We start from the raw sequence: 21,210 nt of genomic DNA, 5'->3' as shown, positions 1-21,210 counted from the left end.
TCGCGAGTCTACGGGCGCTTGCCCGTTTTTTTTGTCTCGACTGAGACAAGCGGCGCGCGCGGCCCGCCTGGAAAGCTACTTGATCAATAGCTGCCTGCGCTTGTCAGGCAAGGGCTGCAGGCCGATTCATTCCAAAATCTCAGACCTCCAGCCATTCCTTGCGCACATAGCTGTTGGCGCGCAGTTCGTCGGGCGTGCCGGAGAACACGATGCTGCCATGGCCCATGACCAGGGTGCGGTCGGAGATCGTCATGGCGATGGTGAGCTTTTGCTCGATGAGCAGCACCGATACGCCGCGCTCCTTGATCTTCTGCAGGTACTGGCCCACCAGCTCGACGATCTTGGGTGCCAGGCCCTCGGTGGGCTCGTCGATGATGATGAGGTCGGGGTCGCCCATCAGCGTGCGGCACAGGGTCAGCATCTGCTGCTCGCCGCCGGACATGACACCAGCCTCGACGTTGCTGCGCTCCTTCAGGCGCGGAAACATGGCATACATGTCGTCGAAGCCCCAGCGGCTGCCCTTGCCCGTGCCCTTTTGCCCCAGCAGCAGGTTCTGGTGCACGGTGAGATTGGGAAACACGTCGCGGCTTTCGGGCACGTAGCCTATCCCCAGGTGCGCGATCTCGTAGGCCTTCCTGCCGTCCAGGCTGGCGCCCTTCCACTCGATGCGGCCCTGCCAGTCCACCAGCCCCATGATGGCCTTGGCGGTGGTGGAGCGGCCCGAGCCGTTGCGCCCCAGCAGCGCCACGATCTCGCCGGGCCGCACGTCGAGGCTCACGCCATGCAGCACATGGCTCTTGCCGTAGTAGGCATGGAGGTTGTCTATGGTCAGCATCAATGCCCCTGCGCCTGCTGCGCCGCAATCACCGAGCCCAGGTAGGCCTCTTGCACGCGCGGGTTGGCGCGCACGTTTTCCGGCGTGTCGAAGGCGATCACCTCGCCGTAGACCACCACGGCGATCCTGTCGGCCAGGCCGAACACCACGCCCATGTCGTGCTCCACGGTGAGCAGGGTGCGCCCCTGCGTCACCTGCCGGATGAGGTGGATGAAGCGCGCGGTCTCGCTCCTGCTCATGCCGGCCGTGGGTTCGTCCAGCAGGATCACGCTGGCGCCGCCGGCGATGGTGATGCCGATCTCCAGCGCCCGCTGCTCGGCATAGGTCAGGTTGATGGCCAGGGTGTCGCGCTTCCTGTGCAGGCCGATCATCTCCATGAGCTGCTCGGCGCGCTCGTTGGCGTCCTGCAGCTTCGACAGGAAGCGCCAGAACGCGTAGCGGTAGCCCAGGCTCCACAGCACGCCGCAGCGCAGGTTCTCGAACACGCTGAGCTTGGGGAAGATGTTGGTGATCTGGAAGCTGCGCGAGAGCCCCATGCGGTTGATCTGGAACGGCTTCTTGCCGTCGATGCGCGCGCCGTGCAGCAGCACCTGGCCGCTGGTGGGCGCAAAGCGCCCGCTGATCAGGTTGAACAGCGTGCTCTTGCCCGCGCCGTTGGGGCCGATGATGGCCACGCGCTCGCCGCAGCGCACGGCCAGGTTGGCGCCGCGGATGATCTCGGTCTTGCCGAAGCTCTTGCGCAGGTCGCGCAGCTCCAGCGCATGCCCTGCCTGCTGCTGCACCATCACAGCGCCTCCCCGCGCTTGATCTCGCGCTCTATCTCTTCCTGGATCTCGCCCCACTGCCGCACGAACTGGCGCCGGCACAGCTCGAACAGGCCCGCGCCGGTCAGCAGCACGAGGCCCGCGCCAAACCAGCTGGCCAGCCCCCTGGCGTCCAGGGTGACGCCCAAAAAGTGCAGCTCGGGCCCGAGCGCCGCGTTCAGCTGCAGGTGGTAGGTCATCTCCACCATGCAGGCCGCGCCCAGCACGGCGGTGAGGCCCGTGCCCGCCAGCGCCAGGTACGACACCCACAGCCGGCCCAGCTTGCCGTACTTGGCCAGGCGCAGGTTCATCATGATCAGGCTGGCCACGCCGCCAGGCGCGTACATGACCATGAACAGGAACACCAGGCCCAGGTACAGCAGCCAGGCCTTGGACAGCTCGGACAGCAGCACCGATGCGAACACCAGCAGCACCGCGCCGATGATGGGGCCGAAGAAGAACGTCGCCCCGCCCAGGAAGGTGAACAGCAGGTAGCCGCCCGAGCGCACCATGCTGACGCTGTCGGCCCCCGTGACGATCTCGAAATTGATGGCGGCCAGCGCCCCGCCCACGCCGGCGAAGAAGCCCGCGATGCAAAAGGCCAGGTAGCGCACGCGCTGCGTGTCGTAGCCGATGAACTCCACGCGCTCGGGGTTGTCGCGCACGGCGTTCAGGATGCGGCCCAGGGGCGTGCCGGTGAAGGCGAACATGGCCGCGGTGCAGGCGAAGCAGTACACCGCGATCAGGTAGTACACCTCGATGGCCGGGCCGAAGGTAATGCCCCACAGCCCCTGGCCGTAGACGCGGTCGGTGGTCACGCCGCCCTCGCCGCCGAAGAACTCGGGGAACATCAGCGCCATGGCGGCGATCAGCTCGCCTATGCCCAGCGTGATCATGGCGAAGGTGGTGCCGGACTTTTTCGTCGTCACGTAGCCCAGCAGCACGGCAAAGAACAGGCCCGCCAGCCCGCCCACCACAGGCATGAAGACCAGCGGGATCGGCAGCTCGCCGCGCCCGGCCATGTTGATGGCATGGATGGCGAGGAACGAGCCCAGCCCCGTATACACCGCATGGCCGAAGCTGAGCATGCCGCCCTGGCCCAACAGCATGTTGTAGGACAGGCAGATGATGACGAGGTAGCCCATCTGCGAGAGCATGGTCAGCGCCAGGCTGCTGCTGAACACATGGGGCGCGGCGACGAGCAGCAGCGCGAACAGCGTCCAGACGATGAAGCGCCCCACGTTCCAGGGCTTGAAGCGGTAATGCGTGGCGGCCATGGATCAATCCTCGCGCGTGCCCAAAAGCCCTTTGGGGCGGAAGATGAGTATCAGGACCAGCAGCAGGTAAGGCAGTATGGGCGCCACCTGGGAGATGGTGAGCTTCAGGACCGGCCAGCCCGTGGTGCCCTCGCCCACGGTGACGCCCAGGTGCGCCAGCGCCCCGGCCAGCGAGTAGTCCAGCGCCACGGCAAAGGTCTGCACGATGCCGATGAGCAGCGACGCCAGGAACGCCCCGGCCAGCGACCCCATGCCGCCCACCACCACCACCACGAAGATGATCGAGCCCACGGACGCGGCCATGGCCGGCTCGGTCACATAGGTGTTGCCGCCGATCACCCCGGCCAGCCCCGCCAGCGCGCAGCCGCCGCCGAACACCAGCATGAACACGCGCGGCACGTTGTGGCCCAGGGCCTGCACCATCTGCGGGTGCTTGAGCGCCGCCTGTATCACCAGCCCTATGCGCGTGCGCGTGAGCAGCAGCCACACGGCCAGCAGCATCAGCACCGCCACCAGCATGATGAAGGAGCGCGACTTGGGGAACTGCGTGCCGTACAGCGTGAACAGCGGCCCCTGCAGCTGCGCGGGCAGCCCATAGGGCACGGTGGAGCGGCCCCACACCAGCTGCACCAGCTCCAGCACCAGGTACGACAGGCCGAAGGTCACCAGCAGCTCGGGCACATGGCCGAACTGGTGCACGCGGCGCAGGCAATAGCGCTCGAACGCGGCGCCCAGCACCCCCACGGCCACGGGCGCCACGATGAGCGCGGGCCAGAAGCCGACGATGCCCGACAGCGTGTAGGCGAAGTAGGCGCCCAGCATGTAGAAGCTGGTGTGCGCAAAGTTCAGCACGCCCATCATGCTGAAGATCAGCGTGAGGCCCGAGCTCAGCATGAACAGCAGCAGCCCGTAGCTGACGCCGTTGAGCAGGGAAATCACGAAAAATTCAAGACTCATGCCATGACCGTTGGTGGCTGAAAAAAGGGCCCGAGCAGACTCGGGCCCCGAGGGGCTTCCCGCCAGGAACTACATCAGGAAGGCCGCTTCATCTGGCACGAGGTGGGCGTGCTGGCAACGTAGGGCTCGTAGTACTTCACGGGAACGAAGGTGTGGCCCGTGTTCTCGGAGTCCAGCGGGTACTTGCCGCCGGCCTTTTCCCAGCGCGTGATGTACAGGCCCTGCTGCAGCTGGTGGTCGGCCTTGCGCATTTCCACCTCGCCATTGAAGCTCTTGAACTTCATGCCTTCCATGACGGCCGCCACCTTCACCGGGTCGGTGCTCCTGGCGCGCTGGAAGGCCTCGGTCAGCATGGCAAAGCCGTGGTAGACGGAGCCGGTGTACATGTCGTCGTTGAACTTGGCCTTGAAGCCCCTGACGATGGGGTTGATCGGCCCTTCCAGGTTGGGGTGGCTGTAGCCCACCATGTACACCTTGCCGGCCGCCGCCGCGCCCAGCGCCGTGGGCGCGCCCGTGGCCACGGCGTAGTAGGTGTAGAACTTGACGTTGGCCAGGCCAGCGTCATTCGCCGCCTTGATGAGCAGCGCGAGATCGGAGCCCCAGTTGCCGGTGATCACGCTGTCGGCGCCCGACTGCTTGATCTTGGCGATGTAGGGCGCGAAGTCGCGCACCTGGGCCAGGGGCGCCAGGTCGTCGCCCACGATCTCCACGTCGGGGCGCTTGCGCTTGAGCATTTCCTTGGCGTACTTGCTGACCTGCTGGCCGTGCGAGTAGTTCTGGTTGATCAGGTAGACCTTCTTGATGTCGGGCAGGTCCTTCATGTAGGCGGTCAGCGCCTCCATCTTCATGGAGGTGTCGGCATCCAGGCGGAAGTGCCAGTAGCTGCACTTGCTGTTGGTCAGGTCGGGATCGACGGCGGCGTAGTTCAGGTACAGCACCTCCTTGCCCTTGTTGCGCGCGTTGTGCTTTTCCAGCGCATCCATGATGGCCAGCGCCGGGCCCGAGCCATTGCCCTGCACCACGTAGCGCACGCCCTGGTCCATGGCCGAGCGCAGGGCGCTGGTGGTCTCCTGCGGGCTGAGCTTGTTGTCGATGGGGACGATCTCGAACTTCACGCCCGCGGCGTTGTTCTTGCTGAACTCCTCGGCCAGGTACTGCCAGCTCTTCATCTGGTTGGTGCCCAGCGCCGCCATGAGGCCCGACAGCGGGTCCAGCCAGGCGATCTTCACGGTCTCGCCCTTTTGGGCAAATGCAGCGCCAGCACTTGCCAGCATTGCGCATGCAGCTATCGTTCTGAAAGTAAACCCCATGCTTGTCTCCTTCCTTCATGCGAATGACCGACAGCGTACAGGCGGACAGCAAGATGCCTCTTCAGGGATAGCCCGTAGCAGCTATCGCCGATGCGACCGGTACGCGGCCGCTGCAGGCCGCGCACCGGTGGCACGTGCTTACAGGCCCGGCAGCTTGTAGCCGGCGAGCTGCTCGCGCAGCCGGGTCTTGAGCATCTTGCCCGTAGCGCCGAGCGGGATCGCGTCCACGAACACCACGTCGTCCGGGATCTGCCACTTGGCCGTCTTGCCTTCGTAGAAGGCGAGCAGTTCCTCGCGCGTGACCTCGGCGCCGGGCTTCCTGGCCACGGCGACGATGGGGCGCTCGTCCCACTTCGGATGCGGCATGCCGATGCACGCGGCCATGGCCACGGCCGGGTGGGCCATGGCGATGTTCTCGATGTCGATGGAGCTGATCCACTCGCCGCCGGACTTGATCACGTCCTTGCTGCGGTCGGTGATCTGCATGTAGCCGTCGGCGTCGATGGTCGCCACGTCGCCGGTGGGGAACCAGCCGACGCCGTTTTCGTCCGGCACCAGCGGGCATTCGCCCTTGTAGTAGGTGCCCAGGATCCAGTGGCCGCGCACCAGCAGGTCGCCATAGGCCTTGCCGTCCCAGGGCTGCTCCTTGCCGTCGCCGCCCACGATCTTCATCTCCACGCCGCATATGGCGCGCCCCTGCTTCTGCAGGATGTGCATCTGCTCGTCGCGGCCCAGCTGCAGGTGCTTGCTCTTGAGCGTGCACAGCGTGCCCAGCGGGCTCGTCTCGGTCATGCCCCAGGCGTGCAGCACCGACACGCCGTAGCCGTCCTGGAAGGCGGTGATCATGGCCGGCGGGCAGGCCGATCCGCCAATCACCGTGCGATTGAGGGTGCTGAACTTCAGCCCGTTGGACTTCACGTGGTTCAGCAGCATCTGCCACACCGTGGGAACGCCCGCGGCAAAGGTCACGCCCTCGGCCTCGACGAGTTCGTACACCGACTTGCCGTCAAGCAGAGGGCCGGGGAACACCACCTTGCAGCCCGTGAGCGCGGCGGAATACGGCAGGCCCCAGGCATTGACGTGGAACATGGGCACCACCGGCAGCACGCTGTCGCGCGCCGACAGGCACATCACGTCGGGCAGCGCCGCCGCGTAGGCGTGCAGCGTGGTGGAGCGGTGGCTGTACAGCACCCCCTTGGGGTTGCCCGTGGTGCCGCTGGTGTAGCACATGCTGGACGCGGAGTTCTCATCGAACGTGGGCCAGTGGTATTCGGTGGAGGCGCCGCCGATCCAGTCCTCATAGCTGACCAGGCCCGGGATGCCCGAGTCCGCGGGCAGCTTGTCGGCGTCGCACAAGGCCACCCATTGCCGCACCGTGGGGCACTTGGCATGCACGGCCTGCACGATGGGCAGGAAGGTCATGTCGAAGCACAGCACCTGGTCCTCGGCATGGTTCATGATCCAGGCGATCTGGTCCGGGTGCAGGCGCGGGTTCACGGTATGCAGCACGCGGCCCGAGCCGGAGACGCCGAAGTACATCTCCATGTGGCGGTAGCCGTTCCAGGCCAGGGAGGCCACGCGGTCGCCGAGCTGCAGGCCCATGGCGTCGAGCGTGTTCGCCAGCTGGCGCGCGCGCCGCGCCAGGTCGCGGTAGGTGTAGCGGTGGATGTCACCTTCCACCCGGCGCGAAACGATCTGCCCGTCGCCATGGTTGCGCTCGGCAAACGTGATCAGCGAAGAAATCAACAGGGGTTGGTTCTGCATCAGGCCCAGCATGGGTGCTCCTTTGTGATGAATGAGTGCTCGGTAAAACCGCAACATCCTAGCCGCGAACCGGTGCCTGTCCTCGCCTGAACCATCAGGAAAAACCCAGCACCCGCACCAGGGCACATGGCCTTTGTCCACTGCGGGACATCGCCCTCACGGGACAATCCCGGCATGACCACCGCCACGGCCTGCGCCGCCCCCACACCTGCACCGCCGCTGCTGGGCGGCTGGCGCAACGGCTTCGCCGCGCTGGGCCCGGCCTTTTTCACCGAACTGCGCCCGACGCCCCTGCCCGCCCCGCACTGGGTCGGCGTGAGCGCCGAAGTGGGCGCCTTGCTGGGCCTGCCCGCCGGCTGGCAGCAGCGGGACGACGCCCTGCAGATCTTCACCGGCAATGCCCTGCCCCCGGGCGGCCGGCCGCTGGCCAGCGTGTACGGCGGCCACCAGTTCGGCGTCTGGGCCGGCCAGCTGGGCGACGGGCGCGCCATCCTGCTGGGCGAGACGGCCAGCGGCCAGGAGGTGCAGCTCAAGGGCTGCGGGCGCACGCCGTATTCGCGCATGGGCGACGGGCGCGCCGTGCTGCGCTCGTCGATCCGCGAATTCCTGTGCAGCGAGGCCATGGCCGCCCTGGGGCTGCCCACCACGCGCGCCCTGTGCGTCACCGGCTCGCCCCAGCCCGTGCAGCGCGAGGAGCTGGAGAGCGCCGCCGTGGTCACGCGCGTCGCTCCCAGCTTCATACGCTTTGGCCACTTCGAGCACTTCGCCGCGCGCGGGCAGGAGGCCGAGCTGCGCCGCCTGGCCGACTACGTGATCGACCGCTACTACCCGCAGTGCCGCAGCGCCGGCAACCCCCATGCGCGGCTGCTGCAGGCGGTGAGCGAGCGCACGGCGGCGCTGCTGGCGCAGTGGCAGGCGGTGGGCTTCTGCCACGGCGTGATGAACACCGACAACATGAGCATCCTGGGCCTGACCATCGACTACGGGCCGTTCCAGTTCCTCGATGCCTTCGACCCCAACCACATCTGCAACCACAGCGACCACCTGGGCCGCTACGCCTTCAACCGCCAGCCGGGCGTGGCCTACTGGAACCTGCTGTGCCTGGCCAAGGCGCTGCTGCCGCTGATCCGCGACGTGGAGCAGGCCCAGGAGGCCCTGGACAGCTACGAGCCCGTGTTCGTCGAGCAGTTCATGGCGCGCATGCGCGCCAAGCTGGGCCTGCGCCAGGCGCGCGCGGGCGACGAGGCACTGGTGCAGGGCCTGGAGCAGCTGCTGGCCGCGGACCGCGTGGACTACGCCATCTTCTGGCGCCGCCTGTCCCACGCCGTGGCCGGCGGCGGCTTCGAGCCCGTGCGCGACCTGTTCGCCGACCGCGCCGCCTTCGACGCCTGGCTGCTACTCTATCAAGAGCTGCTGGCGCTTGATGACAAAGCGCTGGCGGCCGATTTGATGCTGAAAACCAACCCCCGCTTCGTGCTGCGCAACCACCTGGCCGAACAAGCCATACGCGCCGCGAAACTCGGCGACTTTTCCGAACTCCAAACCCTGCAGGCCCTGCTGGCGCGGCCATGGGACGAGCACCCGGGCCATGAGGCATACGCCGGGTTTCCGCCCGACTGGGCATCCTCCATCTCCATCAGCTGCTCCTCATGACCTACCCCATCCAGAAGACCGACACCGAATGGCAGCTGCTGCTGCGCGAAAAAGGCGCCGAGCCCGCGGCCTTCCAGGTCACACGCCACGCCGCCACCGAGCGCCCGTTCACCGGCAAATACGAAGGCCATTGGGCCGACGGCAGCTACCACTGCATGTGCTGCGGCGCCAAGCTCTTCGACTCGGGCACCAAGTTCGACGCGGGCTGCGGCTGGCCCAGCTTCTGGCGCGCCGTGCCCGGCGCGATCCGGGAAATCGAGGACCGCAGCCACGGCATGCGGCGCACCGAGACCGTATGTGCACAATGCGGTGCCCACCTGGGCCATGTCTTTCCCGACGGCCCGGCCCCCACGGGCCTGCGCTACTGCATGAACTCCGCCTCGCTCGCCTTCGAACCACCGGCGCCATGAAACTGCTCATCGACTTCTTCCCCATCATCCTGTTCTTCGCCGCCTTCAAGGCCTGGGGCATCTACGTGGCCACGGGCGTGGCCATTGCCGCCACCGTGGCGCAGATCGGCTACATCCACGCCAAGCACGGCAAGGTCGAGCCCATGCAGTGGCTCAGCCTGGGCGTGATCGTGGTGTTCGGCGGTGCCACGCTGCTGGCGCACAGCGAGACCTTCATCAAGTGGAAACCCACGGTGCTGTACTGGCTCATGGGCGGCACGCTGCTCGTCGGCCAGCTGGTGTTCCGCAAGAACTTCATCCAGTCGCTCATGGGCACGCAGGTCGAGCTGCCCGCGCCCGTGTGGCGCAACCTGAACTGGGCCTGGGCGGGCTTTTTCGCCGCCATGGGCGTGCTCAACCTGTGGGTGGCCTACAACTTCGATACCGACACCTGGGTCAACTTCAAGCTGTTTGGCGGCATGGGCCTGATGCTGGCCTTCGTCATCGCCCAGGCCCTGTACCTGAGTCGCCACATCAAGGAAGGCGACGCCGCACCCGAGGACGCACAACCATGAACACCCCCCCTGTCGCCGTCACCGCCGAAGCCATGGCCGAGCGCCTGCGCGCAGCGCTGGCCCCCTCCCAACTCGAAGTGCTGGACGAAAGCTGGCAGCACGAAGGGCATGCGGGCGCCAATGGCACGGGCTTCGGCACGCACTTTCGCGTGCGCATCGCGTCACCGATGTTTACCGGCAAGCGCAAGGTGGCGCAGCACAGGCTTGTGTATGATGCGCTGCAGATTTTCATCGACCATGGCGCGCACGCCATCGCCATTGAAACTCTCTGACACTGCCCTACTCCAAGGGCTTGCGGTTCAGTTGCCCGCAAACTCATTTCCTACCCGTGGATTCCCAATGAAGAAACAGCTCTTGTCCGGCCTCGTGGCCGCTGCCATGCTGGGCACGATGACCTTGCCCGTTGCCGCGCAAAACATCGCCATCGTCAATGGCAAGGCCGTCCCCAAGGAGCGCGCCGAGGCCCTGAAGCAGCAGGTGGAGCGCGCCGGCCGGCCCATCACCCCCGAGATGGAAAACCAGATCAAGGAAGAAGTGGTCGCCCGCGAGATCTTCATGCAGGAGGCGCAAAAGCGCGGCCTGGAAGGCACGGCTGACTACAAGACCCAGATGGAACTGGCGCGCCAGACCATCCTGATCCGCGAGCTGTTCGTCGACTTCCAGAAGAACAACCCCGTGACCGACGCCGAGATCCAGGCCGAATACGACAAGTTCGTGGCCACCAACGCCGGCAAGGAATACAAGGCCAGCCACATCCTGGTCGCCAAGGAGGACGAGGCCAAGGCCGTCATCGCCTCGATCAAGAAGGGCGCGAAGTTCGAGGACATCGCCAAGAAGCAGTCCAAGGACCCCGGGTCCGGCGCCCGCGGCGGCGACCTGGACTGGGCCAACCCCGGCAGCTACGTGCCCGAGTTCACCGAGGCCCTGGTCAAGCTCGAAAAGGGCAAGATGACGCAGGCCCCCGTGAAGAGCCAGTTCGGCTGGCACGTCATCCGCCTGGACGACGTGCGCGACGCCCAGTTGCCCAAGCTCGACGAGGTCAAGCCCCAGATCGCCCAGCAGCTGCAGCAGCAGAAGCTCGCCAAGTTCCAGGAAGAGCTGCGCGCCAAGGCCAAGGTGGAGTGACCGCCGGGCCACGCGCCCCGCACGGCAGAACGCGGCCCCCGGCCGCGTTTTTTCATTCCGGGCCGCGGCGGCCCGCGGCACCCATCAAAACCATAGCTGCCAGCGCTTGCCGGGCGGGCGCTGCAGCCATTTTTCCCTGATATTCGGCACCGGGCGCTCGCAGGGGGGCGCAGCCCGTAGAATCTCGCCCATCACCGGGGAGACACATGAAATACCTCCTGTGGCTGCTCAAGGCAGCCATTTTTTTCACTCTGTTCGCCTTCGCGCTGAACAACCAGCAGGACGCCACGGTGCACTTCTTCTTCGGCACCCGGTGGACGGCGCCGGCCGTGCTGATCGTGCTCTCGGCCTTCACGCTGGGCGTGGCCGTCGGCGTGCTGGGCATGGTGCCGCGCTGGTGGCGCCACCGCAGCGCCGCGCGCCGCGCCCAGGCCGCCGCGCAAGAGCCCGCCCCCGCGGCGCCGGCGCAGGCACCGGCCGAGCCCACCATGCCCCAGACGCCCATCGATGGAATTTGATCCCACCTGGCTGCTGCTCGGCCTGCCCCTGGCCTTCGGGCTGGGCTGGCTGGCCTCGCGCCTGGACCTGCGCCAGATGCGCGAGGAGAACCGGCGCGCGCCCAAGGCCTACTTCAAGGGGCTGAACTACCTGCTCAACGAACAGCAGGACCAGGCGATCGACGCCTTCATCGAGGCCGTGCAGAACGACCCCGACACCACGGAACTGCACTTCGCCCTGGGCAACCTGTTCCGCCGCCGCGGCGAATACAACCGCGCCGTGCGCGTGCACGAGCACCTGCTCTCGCGCGGCGACCTCTCGCGCACCGACCGCGAGCGCGCCCAGCACGCGCTGGCGCTCGACTTCCTCAAGGCCGGCCTGCTCGACCGCGCCGAGGACGCGCTGCGCCGCCTGGAGGGCACGCCCTTCGAGGCCCAGGCCCGCATGGCCCTGCTGGCGATCTACGAGCGCTCGCGCGACTGGGCACAGGCATCGGACATCGCCCAGCGCATGCAGGCCGCCCAGCAGGGCGACTTCAGCACGCGCCTGGCCCACTATCTGTGCGAGCAGGCGTTGGCGTTGGCCGCGCGCGGCGAACTGCCGGCGGCCCAGGCCCTGCTGGAGCAGGCCGTGGCCACCGCGCCGCAGGCCCCGCGCGCGCGCATCGAACTGGCGCGCCTGCAGCAGCGCATGGGCCAGGCGGATGCCGCTCTGGCAACGCTGCAGGCCCTGGCCGACAGCACACCCACGGCCCTGGCGCTGGCCGCGCCGCTGCTGGTGGAGACCGCGCTCGCCAGCGGGCACGCGCAGCAGGCCGGCGCCCTGCTGCAGCAGCATTACCAGGACATGCCGTCGCTGGACCTGCTGGAGGCCATCGTGTCGCTGCAGGCGGCGACGGACGGCGCCCCCGGGGCGGGGCGCGAGTGGTACGTGCGCCACCTCGACAAGGAGCCGTCCCTGGTGGCCGCCACCAAGTGGCTGGCCGGCGAGACCCTGGGCCACGAGCAGTTCCACCCCCAGATCCAGCGCGCGCTGGAGCAGGCGGCCAAGCCGCTCACGCGCTACCGCTGCGCGGCCTGCGGCTTCGAGGCGCGCCAGCATTTCTGGCAATGCCCCGGCTGCCAGACCTGGGACAGCTATCCGGCGCGCCGCGTCGAGGAGCTCTAGGGTGAAGATGTTCCTGCCGGCCCTCTGCCTGGCGGCCCTGCTGCACGCGGGCGCGGCGCTGGCCGCGGTGGACGTCAACCGCGCCCGGGAGGCGGATCTGGACGGCATCAAGGGCATAGGCCCGGCGCTGTCCTCGCGCATCCTCGCCGAGCGCGCCAAGGGGCGCTTCCAGGACTGGCGCGACCTGATCTCCCGCGTCAAGGGCATAGGCCCGGCGGCGGCGGCCCGGCTGTCGGACGAGGGACTGACCGTGGATGGCGCAAGCTACGCGCCGCAAGAAGCACCGGCCAAAGCTCGTGGCCACTGATTTCGCACCAGATGCCGGCCCAATGCCCGGCATGCACTCTGGTTTTCATAGCGGACTCCAAGCGGCTTACCCCTAGAATCAGGCGCAGATGCCCCTGATTCTGCTCATCGCCCTCCCCTTCATCGCAAGCCTGCTGGCGGCCGTGCTGCCCGCCAACGCGCGCAACACCGAGTCCACGCTGGCGGGCATTGTGGCGCTGGCCTGCACCGTGCAGGTGGCGCTGTGCTTTCCCGACGTCGCCAACGGGGGGGTGCTGCGCCAGGAAGTCGCCTGGCTGCCCTCGCTGGGCATGAACCTGGTCGTCCGCATGGACGGGTTCGCCTGGATGTTCTCCATGCTGGTGTTCGGCATCGGCTCGCTGGTGGTGCTCTACGCGCGCTACTACATGTCGCCGGCCGATCCCGTGCCGCGCTTCTTCTCGTTCTTCCTGGCCTTCATGGGCGCCATGGCCGGCGTGGTGCTGTCGGGCAACATCATCCAGCTGGTGTTCTTCTGGGAGCTGACCAGCCTGTTCTCCTTCCTGCTCATCGGCTACTGGCACCACCGCGAGGACGCGCGCCGCGGCGCGCGCATGGCGCTCACGGTGACCGGCACGGGCGGCCTGTGCCTGCTGGCCGGCATGCTGGTCGTGGGCCACATCGTCGGCAGCTACGACATGGACCGCGTGCTCGGCGCGGCCGAACTGGTGCGCGACCACCCGCTGTACCTCACGGCGCTGGTGCTGGTGCTGCTGGGCGCCTTCACCAAGAGCGCGCAGTTCCCCTTCCAGTTCTGGCTGCCCAACGCCATGGCGGCGCCCACGCCGGTGTCCAGCTACCTGCACTCGGCCACCATGGTCAAGGCCGGCGTGTTCCTGCTGGCCCGCCTGTGGCCGGTGATGGGCGGCACCGAGCCCTGGTTCTGGCTGGTGGGCGGCGCGGGCCTGGCCACGCTGCTGATCGGCGGCTACGCCGCGATGTTCCAGGACGACCTGAAGGGCCTGCTGGCCTACTCCACGATCTCGCACCTGGGCCTGATCACGCTGCTGCTGGGCCTCAACAGCCCGCTGGCCGCCGTGGCGGCCGTGTTCCACATCATGAACCACGCCACCTTCAAGGCGTCGCTGTTCATGGCCGCGGGCATCATCGACCACGAGAGCGGCACGCGCGACATACGGCGCCTGTCGGGCCTGCGCCGCATGATGCCGATCACGGCCACGCTGGCCACCGTGGCCAGCGCGGCCATGGCGGGCGTGCCGCTGCTCAACGGCTTCCTGTCCAAGGAGATGTTCTTCGCCGAGACCGTGTTCATCGACGCCGCGCCCCTCGTCGCCATGCTGCTGCCGGCCACGGCCACCGTGGCCGGCATGTTCAGCGTGGCGTATTCGCTGCGCTTCATCGTCGACGTGTTCTGGGGCCCGCCGGCCACCGACCTGCCGCACCAGCCGCACGAGCCGCCGCACTGGATGCGCGTTCCGGTCGAGCTGCTGGCCTGCGCGTGCCTGGTGGTCGGCATTCTTCCGGCCTGGTCGGTGGGCCGCTATCTCGACGCCGCCGCGCTGCCGGTGGTGGGCGGCAGCCTGCCGGCATTCAGCCTGGCCGTGTGGCACGGCATCAACGCGCCGCTGGTCATGAGCTTCGTGGCCCTGGCGGGCGGCGCGGCCCTGTATCTGCTGCTGCGCCGGGAGCGCGACCGCGGCCGCATCAGTGCCCCGCCCCTGATGCACCGCATCAGCGGGCGCCACATCTTCGAGGCCACGCTCACCCGGCTCACGCTGCTGGGGCGGGGCGGCAGGCGCCTGCTGTCCACCCGGCGCCTGCAGTGGCAGATGCTGTGGCTGGTGCTGGTCGCGCTCGCGGGCGCCGCCATGCCGCTGTGGACGCGGGGCATGCACCTGGGCGAGCGCGGCACCCTGCCGCTGTCGCCCACCTTCGTGCTGCTGTGGGCCCTGGGCATGGTGTGCGCCGTGAGCGCGGCATGGCAGGCCAAGTACCACCGGCTGGCGGCGCTCACGCTCATGGGCGGCGCGGGCCTGTGCACCGCCATCACCTTCCTGTGGTTCTCGGCGCCCGACCTGGCGCTCACGCAGCTGTCGGTGGAGGTGGTGACCACCATCCTCATCCTGCTGGGGCTGCGCTGGCTGCCCAAACGCGACGAAAGCCTGGCCGCGCTGCAGGCCAGCGCCGCGCTGACGCGCGCACGCCGCCTGCGCGACCTGGCCTTGGCCGTCGTCGCAGGCGCCGGCATGGGCTGGCTGGCGCTGGCCATGATGAGCCGGCCCTTCGCGCAGAGCACCTCCACCTTCTTCCTGGAGCGCGCGCTCAGCGAGGGCGGCGGCACCAACGTGGTCAACGTCATGCTGGTGGATTTCCGGGGCTTCGACACCTTCGGCGAGATCGTGGTGCTGGGCGTCGTCGCCATCACCGTGTATGCGCTGCTCAGGCGCTTCCGCCCTGCGGGCGAAGCCATGGACCTGCCGGAGCAGCAGCGGTCCCTGCCCGCCGACCTGCAGATCGACCTGCTGAACCCGCGCCACGCCAGCGACACCGCCATCGGCTACCTGATGGTGCCCGCCGTGCTGGTGCGCCTGCTGCTGCCGTTCACGGCGCTGGTGGCGTTCTACCTGTTCATGCGCGGCCACAACCAGCCGGGCGGGGGCTTCGTCGCCGGGCTGGTGTTCTCGGTCGGGCTGGTGCTGCAGTACATGATCTCGGGCACCACCTGGGTGGAGGCGCACCTGCCCCTGCTGCCGCGGCGCTGGATCGCCTGGGGCCTGCTGCTGGCGCTGGGCACGGGCCTGGGCGCGCTGGTCCTGGGCTATCCGTTCCTCACCAGCCATACGGCCCATGCGAGCCTGCCGCTGATCGGCGAGATCCACATCGCCAGCGCCATGTTCTTCGACATGGGCGTGTTCTCGCTGGTCGTGGGCGCGACGCTGCTCATCCTCACGGCCATCGCGCACCAGTCGGTGCGCAGCCACCGCTATCACGCCCGCCTGCTGGAGGAGCAGCAGCTCGCCATGGCGGCCGTGGTGTCCTATGACAACGACACGCAGGAGCAACGCTGAATGGAAATCGTGCTGGCCATCTCCATCGGCGTGCTCACCGGCTCGGGCGTCTGGCTGCTGCTGCGCCCGCGCACCTTCCAGGTGATCATGGGCCTGTCGCTGCTGTCCTATGCGGTCAACCTGTTCATCTTCAGCATGGGGCGCCTGGGCCTGGCCGTGGACAAGGAGCCCGTGCTCGTGCCCGGCGTGCCGCCGGACCTGCAGCACTACGCCGACCCCCTGCCCCAGGCCCTGGTGCTCACGGCCATCGTGATCGGCTTCGCCATGACGGCGCTGTTCCTCGTGGTGCTGCTGGCCTCGCGCGGCATCTCGGGCACCGACCACGTGGACGGCACCCACGCGCGCGAACAGCAGGAGATGCCATGAGCCCACGCCCGGCCGTTCCGAAGGGGGCTCGCACCGCAGTGCGCAGCACGGAGGTTGTCCAATGAGCCATCTCTCCGAGCTCACCGCTGCGGCCATGCCGCACCTGATGCTGGCGCCCATAGCGCTGCCCATGTTCACGGCGGCCTTCTTGCTGCTGCTGCGCGAGGAGCAGCAGCGCCTGAAGTTCGGGCTGAGCGTCCTCTCCACGCTCGCGGGCCTGCTGGTCGCCATCGCCCTGCTGCAGTGGACGCACCAGGCCGGCGCGCCGGCCAGCATGGGCGTGTACCTGCCCGGCAACTGGCCGGCGCCCTTCGGCATCGTGCTGGTGCTCGACCGCCTGTCGGCGCTGATGCTGCTGCTCACCAACATCATCGCGCTGTGCTCGGTGCTGTTCGCCGGCGCGCGCTGGCAGCGGGCCGGCGTGCACTACCACACGCTGTTCCAGTTCCAGCTCATGGGCCTCGCCGGCGCCTTCCTCACGGCCGACCTGTTCAACCTGTTCGTGTTCTTCGAGATCCTGCTGGCCGCATCCTACGGCCTGCTGCTGCATGGCTCGGGGCGCGCCCGGGTGCAGTCGGGCCTGCACTACATCGCCATCAACCTGGCGGCCTCGTCGCTGTTCCTCATCGGCGCCTCGATGTTCTACGGCATCACGGGCACGCTGAACATGGCGGACCTGGCGCAGGGCATGGCGCATGTCTCGGCCGCGGACCGGGGACTGCTGCACGCGGCCGCGGCCATCCTGGCGACGGCCTTCCTGATCAAAGCCGCCATGTGGCCCCTGAACTTCTGGCTGGTGCCCGCCTACAGCGCCGCCACGGCGCCGGTGGGGGCGCTGTTCGCGCTCATGACCAAGGTGGGGGTCTACACGCTGCTGCGCCTGTGGACGCTGATGTTCGGCACGGAGGCCGGCGCCTCGGCCCTGTTCGGCAGCCTGTGGCTGATCGCCGGCGGCATGGCCACCATGGCCTTCGGCGCCATCGGCATGATGGGCTCGCAGCGCCTGACCCACCTGGCGGGCCATGCGGCCGTGCTGTCCTCGGGCACGCTGCTGGCGGCCGCGGGCTTCGGGCAGAACGCCCTCACGGCCGGCCTGCTGTACTACCTGCCCAGCTCCACGCTGGCGGTGGGCGCGCTGTTCCTGCTGGCCGACTTGATAGACCGCTGGCGCAACGACGGCACCACGCTGGCCCCCTACGAAAGCGACGACGACGCCCCGTTCCTGTCGCCCGAACTGGTGCCCACTGCGGGACTGAACCTGGACGACGACGAGCAGGTGCTGGTCGGCCGCGTCATCCCGGCCGCCGCCGCCTTCCTGGGCCTGGCCTATCTGATGTGCACCCTGGTGATCGCCGGGCTGCCGCCGCTGTCGGGCTTCATCGGCAAGTTCGCCATGCTCACGGCCCTGCTCAACCCGCTGGGTCTGGGCTCCTCGGCCGGCACGCGGCCCGGCCCTGCGGGCTGGGCCCTGCTGGCGCTGATGATAGGCACCGGCCTGGTCGCGCTCATGGCGCTCACGCGCTCGGGCATACGCCACTTCTGGGCCAGCCCCGAGCGCTCCACGCCGCAGCTGCGCGTGCTTGAGGGCCTGCCCATCGCCGTGCTGCTGGGCGCCTGCGTGGCCCTGACGCTGCAGGCCGAGGGCGTGATGCGCTTCGCCACGGCCACGGCCAACGCCCTGCACGCGCCGGGCACCTACGTGCGCGCCGTGATGTCGGCGGCGCCCCGCCCCGCCCCCGCAGCGGCGGCGCAGGCAGGAGGGCCGGTGCGATGATGAAAAGGCTCCTGCCCGCGCCGCTGGTCTCGCTCGGCCTGTTCGTTATGTGGCTGCTGCTCAACCGGTCGATGAGCGCCGGCCACGTGCTGCTGGCGCTGGTCCTGGGGCTGGGCCTGCCCCTGATGTTCCGCGAGCTGCGCCCGCAGAAGGTGCGCGTGCGCCACTTCGGCGCGGTGCTGCGGCTGTGCCTGACGGTGATGGTGGACACGACGCGCTCCAACATCGCCGTGCTGCGCTTCCTGCTGCTGCCGGGCGCGCGCCGCCACCCGCCCAACTTCGTGAAGATTCCGCTGGAGCTGCGCGACCCCAACGGCCTGGCCGTGCTGGCCATGATCGTGTGCATCACCCCCGGCACGGCCTGGGCCGAGCTGTCGCTGGACCGCTCCATGCTGATGCTGCACGTGCTGGAGGTGGGCGACGCCCAGGCCATCGTCCACCACGTCAAGACATGCTACGAGCGCCCCTTGATGGAGATCTTCGAATGACCAGTCCCCTACTGTCCTGGGCCCTGCCCATCGCCCTGTTCCTGCTGGTGGCGGCCATGGTGCTGTGCCTGGCGCGCCTGCTCAGGGGCCCGGCCGCGCAGGACCGGGTGCTGGCGCTGGACTGCATGTACCTCAACGGCATGCTGCTCATGCTGGCGCTGGGCATCTACTACGGCAGCGCCAACTACTTCGAGGCCGCCATGCTCATCGCGCTGCTGGGCTTCGCCAGCTCCACGGCCATGGCCAAGTTCCTGCTGCGCGGCGAGGTGATCGAATGACCCCGCAGGCCCTGCCCCTGTGGCTCGACATCGCCGTCTCGGTGCTGGTGCTCGCCGGCGCGGCCATCGCCTTCCTCGGCTCGCTCGGGCTGCTGCGCCTGAAGACCTACTTCGAGCGCGTGCACGCTCCCGCCATCATCGCCACCCTGGGCTGCTGGTGCATCATGCACGCCACGCTGGTGTATTTCTCGGCGGTGGGCGACGGGCTGGCGCTGCACGCGCTGCTCATCGCCCTGTTCGTGGCCGTGACCGTGCCCGTCACCAACATCTTCCTGATGCGCGCGGCGCTGTTCCGCGCGCGGCGCACGGGCGAGAAGGTTCCGCCCAACCTGAGCCGCACGACCGACGACCACGTGCGCGACTTCTAAAATCATGACCGCCTCCACGCTGCTCGACCTGCCGCTGGAGCGCACGCTGCACGCCTGGGTGCGGCGTTTCTCGCAGCCGCGCTGGCACGGCCGCCACGTCGAGGGCTGGCTGTTCGAGGGCCGGGCCGAGCGCCTCGCGGCCGAGCAGCAGCTGGCGGCCGTGGGCGTGCATGCGCGCTTTCACAGCGCCTACAAGCCCCTGGTGCAGCATTTCATCGACCACGTGGACCTTGAGCGGCTGGTGGCGGCCCATGTGCGCTACCCCGTTCCCGCGACGGGCCCGCAGCAGCGCTTCCGCCTGGAGGCCTACCCGCTGGCGGCCCTGCTGGGCGAAGGCGCGCTGCGCCTGGAACCCCGCGACGACGCCGATCCCTGGTACGACGTGCAGTTGCACCTGCGCGATGGCCAGTGCCTGGAGCAGCGCGTCCGGGCGCCCAACCGCGCCCACGCCGACACCACGGGCGCGGCCGCGCTCTCGCCCTGCGGCTGGCTGCGCGCGGGCACGCAGGCGGGCGCGGCCGACCTGCTCGACATCGCCGTGTGCACGGATTTCGAGCGCGCCTTCCACCATGCCGTGCAGGCCGTGCGCGAGCACCCCTGGCCGCCCGGCGAACCGTATTTCGAGCGCCTGCTGCTGCGCATCGACCTGCCCGGGTTCGAGCAGCCCATCGCCTGGGCCGGCGAGACCATCAGCACCGCCGAGGCGCTGCACGAGGACCTGTACTTCTCGCTGCTGGAGTTCTTCCAGCAGCACAGCGGCCGCCCCCTGGGCGACCGGCGGCTGCAGCCCGGCCAGATCGTGCCCGACGTGCGCACGGGCGCCGCCGCGCCGCGCGTGCACGTCAGCCTGCAGCCCTTCGACGCCGCGGCCCAGGATGCGCTCACGGCCCGGGACGGACTGCGCGCCGCGGCCGGCCAGCCGCTGGAATCGCTCGACAAGGCGCCCGCGCCCGAGCGCATCGCGCAGGTCCTGCAGGCCTGGCCGGGCCGGCGCTTCAGCGCCCCCACGCGCCAGGGCCGCACCGTGTGGGGGCTCTACCACCCCGGCACGCAGCGCCCCGTGTTCATCAGCGGCGGCCAGCACGCCAACGAGACCTCGGGCGTGGTCGGCGCGCTGCGCGCCGCCGAGGCGCTGCGCCGGCAGGACGGCGCGCACTTCGCGCTCATCGCGCTGGAGAACCCCGACGGCTACGCCCTGCACGCCGAGCTGTGCGCCCTGCACGCCGGCCACATGCACCACGCGGCGCGCTACACGGCGCTGGGCGACGACGTGGAGTACCGCGAGACAGCGCCGCTGCTCGAACGCGAGGCGCGCCAGGCCGCGCTGGCCCTGTCCGGCGCGCAGCTGCACGTGAACCTGCACGGCTACCCCGCCCATGAGTGGACGCGGCCGCTGTCGGGCTACGTGCCGCGCGGCTTCGAGCAATGGATGTGCCCCAAGGGCTTCTTCCTCATCCTGCGCCACCACGCCGGCTGGCAGCAGCCGGCCCGCGCGCTGCTCGAGGCCGTGTGCGCGCAGCTCGCGCAGGTGCCGGGCCTGGCCGCGTTCAATGCCCGCCAGCGCGCGCTCTACGAGCGCCACGCGGGCCCGCTGCCCTTCGAGGTGCTGCACGGAATCGCCTGCATGCAGACGCAGACCGCGCACGACGCGCCGGTGACGCTGGTCACCGAGTTTCCGGACGAGACCGTATGCGGCGACGCCTTCCGCTTCGCGCACACCGTGCAGATGCACGCCGCGCTGGCGGCCGCGCAGGCGTGGCAGCGCATCGCCCCGCACTGACCCGCCTGCCTACAATGCCGCCGATGTTGCACGCTCTCGCCATCTTCACAGGCGCCGGCGTCGGCGCGCTGGCGCGCTGGCGGCTGGGCCTGTGGCTCAACACCCAGGGCTCGCTGCTGCCCTGGGGCACGCTGGCGGCCAACCTCATCGGCGGCTATCTCATCGGCCTGTGCCTGGCGCTGTTCCAGGCCCTGCCACAGCTCGATCCGGCATGGCGCATGCTGCTCATCACCGGCTTCCTGGGGGGCCTGACCACCTTCTCCACCTTCTCGGCCGAGGTCGTCACCCTGCTGCTGGAGCAGCGCCTGGCGCTGGCCCTGGGCGTGTGCGCCGTGCACGTGGCGGGCTCGCTGTGCCTCACCTGGGCCGGGCTGCGCAGCCTGCCCCTGCTTCTGCCCCACCTGAAAACTATCATTTGAGTAGCTGCCAGCGCTTGATACACAAGCGCTT

22 protein-coding genes are annotated in these 21,210 nt (G+C 68.9%); 16 read left to right on the top strand and 6 right to left on the bottom strand.

What is annotated here, in order from left to right; genetic code table 11:
• Positions 1 to 139: 139 nt before the first annotated feature.
• From ACX12L_RS01515 to ACX12L_RS01490, 6 genes are all read right to left on the bottom strand, one after another.
• Positions 140 to 835 (bottom strand): ABC transporter ATP-binding protein, encoded by a 696-nt coding sequence (locus ACX12L_RS01515; RefSeq protein WP_459260977.1) that lies wholly within the window; start codon positions 833 to 835, stop codon positions 140 to 142.
• On the bottom strand, positions 835 to 1,620 hold the full coding sequence (locus tag ACX12L_RS01510) for an ABC transporter ATP-binding protein (protein WP_459260976.1): 786 nt from the start codon (positions 1,618 to 1,620) through the stop codon (positions 835 to 837). The genes ACX12L_RS01515 and ACX12L_RS01510 overlap by 1 nt, the downstream gene beginning before the upstream one ends.
• Complete coding sequence (locus ACX12L_RS01505; protein ID WP_459260975.1) at positions 1,620 to 2,915, bottom strand: branched-chain amino acid ABC transporter permease; 1,296 nt, start codon at positions 2,913 to 2,915, stop codon at positions 1,620 to 1,622. The genes ACX12L_RS01510 and ACX12L_RS01505 overlap by 1 nt, the downstream gene beginning before the upstream one ends.
• A 3-nt stretch (positions 2,916 to 2,918) precedes the next feature.
• Positions 2,919 to 3,872 (bottom strand): branched-chain amino acid ABC transporter permease, encoded by a 954-nt coding sequence (locus ACX12L_RS01500; RefSeq protein ID WP_459260974.1) that lies wholly within the window; start codon positions 3,870 to 3,872, stop codon positions 2,919 to 2,921.
• A 74-nt stretch (positions 3,873 to 3,946) separates the two neighbouring features.
• Positions 3,947 to 5,182 (bottom strand): branched-chain amino acid ABC transporter substrate-binding protein, encoded by a 1,236-nt coding sequence (locus ACX12L_RS01495; RefSeq protein ID WP_459260973.1) that lies wholly within the window; start codon positions 5,180 to 5,182, stop codon positions 3,947 to 3,949.
• A 138-nt stretch (positions 5,183 to 5,320) separates the two neighbouring features.
• On the bottom strand, positions 5,321 to 6,958 hold the full coding sequence (locus ACX12L_RS01490; protein ID WP_459260972.1) for a 3-(methylthio)propionyl-CoA ligase: 1,638 nt from the start codon (positions 6,956 to 6,958) through the stop codon (positions 5,321 to 5,323).
• Between the two features lie 162 nt (positions 6,959 to 7,120).
• Between ACX12L_RS01490 and ACX12L_RS01485 the strand changes: the two genes are divergently transcribed.
• The 16 genes from ACX12L_RS01485 to crcB all read left to right on the top strand — a co-directional run bounded on the left by ACX12L_RS01485 (position 7,121) and on the right by crcB (position 21,179).
• Positions 7,121 to 8,599 carry a protein adenylyltransferase SelO gene (locus ACX12L_RS01485; protein WP_459260971.1) on the top strand — a complete coding sequence of 493 codons (1,479 nt, stop codon included), beginning with the start codon at positions 7,121 to 7,123 and terminating at the stop codon, positions 8,597 to 8,599.
• Positions 8,596 to 9,009: a peptide-methionine (R)-S-oxide reductase MsrB gene (gene msrB, locus ACX12L_RS01480; protein WP_459260970.1), complete on the top strand. Its 414-nt coding sequence runs from the start codon at positions 8,596 to 8,598 to the stop codon at positions 9,007 to 9,009. The genes ACX12L_RS01485 and msrB overlap by 4 nt, the downstream gene beginning before the upstream one ends.
• Positions 9,006 to 9,563 (top strand): septation protein A, encoded by a 558-nt coding sequence (locus ACX12L_RS01475; protein WP_459260969.1) that lies wholly within the window; start codon positions 9,006 to 9,008, stop codon positions 9,561 to 9,563. Before msrB ends, ACX12L_RS01475 begins: the two co-directional genes overlap by 4 nt.
• Complete coding sequence (locus tag ACX12L_RS01470; protein WP_459260968.1) at positions 9,560 to 9,835, top strand: BolA family protein; 276 nt, start codon at positions 9,560 to 9,562, stop codon at positions 9,833 to 9,835. Before ACX12L_RS01475 ends, ACX12L_RS01470 begins: the two co-directional genes overlap by 4 nt.
• Positions 9,836 to 9,902: 67 nt before the next feature.
• Positions 9,903 to 10,688 carry a peptidylprolyl isomerase gene (locus ACX12L_RS01465; RefSeq protein WP_459260967.1) on the top strand — a complete coding sequence of 262 codons (786 nt, stop codon included), beginning with the start codon at positions 9,903 to 9,905 and terminating at the stop codon, positions 10,686 to 10,688.
• Between the two features lie 206 nt (positions 10,689 to 10,894).
• Complete coding sequence (locus tag ACX12L_RS01460) at positions 10,895 to 11,206, top strand: LapA family protein (RefSeq protein WP_459260966.1); 312 nt, start codon at positions 10,895 to 10,897, stop codon at positions 11,204 to 11,206.
• Positions 11,196 to 12,353: a lipopolysaccharide assembly protein LapB gene (gene lapB, locus ACX12L_RS01455; protein WP_459260965.1), complete on the top strand. Its 1,158-nt coding sequence runs from the start codon at positions 11,196 to 11,198 to the stop codon at positions 12,351 to 12,353. The genes ACX12L_RS01460 and lapB overlap by 11 nt, the downstream gene beginning before the upstream one ends.
• 7 nt (positions 12,354 to 12,360) lie before the next feature.
• Positions 12,361 to 12,660 carry a ComEA family DNA-binding protein gene (locus ACX12L_RS01450; RefSeq protein WP_459260991.1) on the top strand — a complete coding sequence of 100 codons (300 nt, stop codon included), beginning with the start codon at positions 12,361 to 12,363 and terminating at the stop codon, positions 12,658 to 12,660.
• A gap of 88 nt (positions 12,661 to 12,748) precedes the next feature.
• The gene (locus ACX12L_RS01445) at positions 12,749 to 15,706 is read left to right on the top strand and encodes a monovalent cation/H+ antiporter subunit A (RefSeq protein ID WP_459260964.1); all 2,958 of its coding nucleotides are present in this window, start codon (positions 12,749 to 12,751) and stop codon (positions 15,704 to 15,706) included.
• Positions 15,707 to 16,072 carry a Na+/H+ antiporter subunit C gene (locus ACX12L_RS01440; RefSeq protein WP_013518414.1) on the top strand — a complete coding sequence of 122 codons (366 nt, stop codon included), beginning with the start codon at positions 15,707 to 15,709 and terminating at the stop codon, positions 16,070 to 16,072.
• Between the two features lie 61 nt (positions 16,073 to 16,133).
• Positions 16,134 to 17,846 (top strand): monovalent cation/H+ antiporter subunit D, encoded by a 1,713-nt coding sequence (locus ACX12L_RS01435; protein WP_459260963.1) that lies wholly within the window; start codon positions 16,134 to 16,136, stop codon positions 17,844 to 17,846.
• The gene (locus ACX12L_RS01430; protein WP_459260962.1) at positions 17,843 to 18,334 is read left to right on the top strand and encodes a Na+/H+ antiporter subunit E; all 492 of its coding nucleotides are present in this window, start codon (positions 17,843 to 17,845) and stop codon (positions 18,332 to 18,334) included. Before ACX12L_RS01435 ends, ACX12L_RS01430 begins: the two co-directional genes overlap by 4 nt.
• Complete coding sequence (locus ACX12L_RS01425) at positions 18,331 to 18,612, top strand: K+/H+ antiporter subunit F (protein ID WP_459260961.1); 282 nt, start codon at positions 18,331 to 18,333, stop codon at positions 18,610 to 18,612. The genes ACX12L_RS01430 and ACX12L_RS01425 overlap by 4 nt, the downstream gene beginning before the upstream one ends.
• The gene (locus tag ACX12L_RS01420) at positions 18,609 to 18,980 is read left to right on the top strand and encodes a monovalent cation/H(+) antiporter subunit G (protein WP_459260960.1); all 372 of its coding nucleotides are present in this window, start codon (positions 18,609 to 18,611) and stop codon (positions 18,978 to 18,980) included. Before ACX12L_RS01425 ends, ACX12L_RS01420 begins: the two co-directional genes overlap by 4 nt.
• Positions 18,981 to 18,984: 4 nt before the next feature.
• Positions 18,985 to 20,760: a peptidase M14 gene (locus ACX12L_RS01415; RefSeq protein ID WP_459260959.1), complete on the top strand. Its 1,776-nt coding sequence runs from the start codon at positions 18,985 to 18,987 to the stop codon at positions 20,758 to 20,760.
• A gap of 23 nt (positions 20,761 to 20,783) precedes the next feature.
• A complete protein-coding gene (gene crcB, locus ACX12L_RS01410) occupies positions 20,784 to 21,179 on the top strand; it encodes a fluoride efflux transporter CrcB (protein ID WP_094437235.1) in 396 nt (131 codons plus the stop codon).
• The last annotated feature ends 31 nt before the right edge of the window (positions 21,180 to 21,210 follow it).

It is taken from the genome of Alicycliphilus sp. T452, from assembly GCF_054512775.1.
This window is presented reverse-complemented; position numbering and strand designations above follow the sequence as displayed.

Excerpts from the sequence above, each read along its gene's own strand:
- ACX12L_RS01515 (WP_459260977.1), bottom strand. The coding sequence starts at position 835 with ATGCTGACCATAGACAACCTCCATGCCTACTACGGCAAGAGCCATGTG.
- ACX12L_RS01510 (WP_459260976.1), bottom strand. The coding sequence starts at position 1,620 with ATGGTGCAGCAGCAGGCAGGGCATGCGCTGGAGCTGCGCGACCTGCGC.
- ACX12L_RS01505 (WP_459260975.1), bottom strand. The coding sequence starts at position 2,915 with ATGGCCGCCACGCATTACCGCTTCAAGCCCTGGAACGTGGGGCGCTTC.
- ACX12L_RS01500 (WP_459260974.1), bottom strand. The coding sequence starts at position 3,872 with ATGAGTCTTGAATTTTTCGTGATTTCCCTGCTCAACGGCGTCAGCTAC.
- ACX12L_RS01495 (WP_459260973.1), bottom strand. The coding sequence starts at position 5,182 with ATGGGGTTTACTTTCAGAACGATAGCTGCATGCGCAATGCTGGCAAGT.
- ACX12L_RS01490 (WP_459260972.1), bottom strand. The coding sequence starts at position 6,958 with ATGCTGGGCCTGATGCAGAACCAACCCCTGTTGATTTCTTCGCTGATC.
- ACX12L_RS01485 (WP_459260971.1), top strand. The coding sequence starts at position 7,121 with ATGACCACCGCCACGGCCTGCGCCGCCCCCACACCTGCACCGCCGCTG.
- msrB (WP_459260970.1), top strand. The coding sequence starts at position 8,596 with ATGACCTACCCCATCCAGAAGACCGACACCGAATGGCAGCTGCTGCTG.
- ACX12L_RS01475 (WP_459260969.1), top strand. The coding sequence starts at position 9,006 with ATGAAACTGCTCATCGACTTCTTCCCCATCATCCTGTTCTTCGCCGCC.
- ACX12L_RS01470 (WP_459260968.1), top strand. The coding sequence starts at position 9,560 with ATGAACACCCCCCCTGTCGCCGTCACCGCCGAAGCCATGGCCGAGCGC.
- ACX12L_RS01465 (WP_459260967.1), top strand. The coding sequence starts at position 9,903 with ATGAAGAAACAGCTCTTGTCCGGCCTCGTGGCCGCTGCCATGCTGGGC.
- ACX12L_RS01460 (WP_459260966.1), top strand. The coding sequence starts at position 10,895 with ATGAAATACCTCCTGTGGCTGCTCAAGGCAGCCATTTTTTTCACTCTG.
- lapB (WP_459260965.1), top strand. The coding sequence starts at position 11,196 with ATGGAATTTGATCCCACCTGGCTGCTGCTCGGCCTGCCCCTGGCCTTC.
- ACX12L_RS01450 (WP_459260991.1), top strand. The coding sequence starts at position 12,361 with ATGTTCCTGCCGGCCCTCTGCCTGGCGGCCCTGCTGCACGCGGGCGCG.
- ACX12L_RS01445 (WP_459260964.1), top strand. The coding sequence starts at position 12,749 with ATGCCCCTGATTCTGCTCATCGCCCTCCCCTTCATCGCAAGCCTGCTG.
- ACX12L_RS01440 (WP_013518414.1), top strand. The coding sequence starts at position 15,707 with ATGGAAATCGTGCTGGCCATCTCCATCGGCGTGCTCACCGGCTCGGGC.
- ACX12L_RS01435 (WP_459260963.1), top strand. The coding sequence starts at position 16,134 with ATGAGCCATCTCTCCGAGCTCACCGCTGCGGCCATGCCGCACCTGATG.
- ACX12L_RS01430 (WP_459260962.1), top strand. The coding sequence starts at position 17,843 with ATGATGAAAAGGCTCCTGCCCGCGCCGCTGGTCTCGCTCGGCCTGTTC.
- ACX12L_RS01425 (WP_459260961.1), top strand. The coding sequence starts at position 18,331 with ATGACCAGTCCCCTACTGTCCTGGGCCCTGCCCATCGCCCTGTTCCTG.
- ACX12L_RS01420 (WP_459260960.1), top strand. The coding sequence starts at position 18,609 with ATGACCCCGCAGGCCCTGCCCCTGTGGCTCGACATCGCCGTCTCGGTG.
- ACX12L_RS01415 (WP_459260959.1), top strand. The coding sequence starts at position 18,985 with ATGACCGCCTCCACGCTGCTCGACCTGCCGCTGGAGCGCACGCTGCAC.
- crcB (WP_094437235.1), top strand. The coding sequence starts at position 20,784 with ATGTTGCACGCTCTCGCCATCTTCACAGGCGCCGGCGTCGGCGCGCTG.